The sequence below is a fragment of the Gemmobacter lutimaris genome (genome assembly GCF_003570715.1).
Taxonomy (GTDB): Bacteria; Pseudomonadota; Alphaproteobacteria; order Rhodobacterales; family Rhodobacteraceae; genus Gemmobacter; species Gemmobacter lutimaris.
The window spans coordinates 1-1,238 of the sequence record NZ_QXXQ01000049.1 but is presented as its reverse complement, the minus strand read 5'-3'; the positions used below and the strand labels follow the sequence as shown (position 1 = coordinate 1,238).

Genomic DNA, 1,238 nt, shown 5'->3' with positions numbered 1-1,238 from the left:
TGTATCGACCCAGTGAAGATCTGCTCATGCTACAAGGGAGAACGTAGCAATGAGTGTGACCATGGACGACAGCATCAAGCGCTGGATGGCGAAGCGTAAAACCGCGCTGGTGATCGAGATCATGCAGGGCAAGACCACGGTGGCGGAGGCCAGCCGGTCCTTCGACCTGTCGCCCTCCGAGATTGAAGGTTGGGTTGATGACGCGAAGCGGGGGATGGAGAATTCCCTGCGGGCGAACCCGCTCGACATCCGCGAGCAATACGAGAAGCAGCTGAAGGATCTTCAGGAGGCCTATGGCGAGGCCATGCTGGAGTTGCGCGCCCGAAAAAAATTCCAGGCCCTGCTGGATGCACAGGACGACAAATGCTCCAGAGCATCCATCAGGGCCTTCTCGCTGAGGGCATCAAGGTGCCGCTGACCAAGCTCTGCGCCTGGTTTGGTGTGCCCCGCCGGACGGTCTATTACCGGCCAACCAAAGCGGCTCCGAAGGTCGATCCGCGCTTTGCCGAGCCGATCAAGGCCATGATCGAACATCGCGGCGGATCAGAAAACAGTCTGGGGGACTGTTTTCCCGCCAAGACCGTCCTTCGGCTACAGGACGGTGGCTTGGCTGCTCGGCTTCAACAAAAACACGGTGCAGCGGATCTTTCAGCTCAAAGGCTGGCCCCCTCTCGGCAGCATGCTGCGCATGCGCCTGCCGGGCAATGGGTCCGCAAGCGTCCCGTTGGCATGCGCCCGCGCATCGAGGCGATCCCGTCCGTGGCCAAAGCCCCGAACGAGCGCTGGTCGACCGACATGTGCCGGGTCTGGGCCGGGCGGGATGGATGGGCCACGCTGGCCCTGGTCATTGATTGCCACACCCGCGAGTTGTTGGGCTGGCATTTGTCACGCTCCGGCAAAGCCACAACTGCCGCCAGTGCGCTGGAACATGCGTTGATCACCAGGTTCGGCACGCTGGGCCGGGTGCCTGCGGAATTCCTTCTGAGGTCGGACAACGGCCTGGTTTTTACCAGTCGCAAGTTCACGGCGCTGGTCCGCAGCTATGGGTTGAAGCAGGAGTTCATCACCCCACACTGCCCGCAACAGAACGGCATGGTCGAGCGCGTGATCCGCACCCTCAAGGAGCAATGCGTCCATCGCAAACGCTTCGACAGCATCCAGCACGCAACACGCGCCATCGGCGACTGGATCAGCTTCTACAACAACCGCCGACCTCATCAGGCCCTTGCCATGCGCAC

At 61.6% G+C, this 1,238-nt stretch carries 2 protein-coding genes; both read left to right on the top strand.

Annotation, left to right across the window (positions count from 1 at the left end):
- Positions 1–49 precede the first annotated feature (49 nt).
- Entirely contained in the window at positions 50–418 is a 369-nt protein-coding gene (locus D2N39_RS22395) for a DUF1153 domain-containing protein (protein ID WP_119136920.1), read from the top strand.
- The coding region (locus D2N39_RS22390) for an IS3 family transposase (protein ID WP_199725345.1) at positions 364–1,238 on the top strand (875 nt) is incomplete at its 3' end. The genes D2N39_RS22395 and D2N39_RS22390, both read left to right, overlap by 55 nt.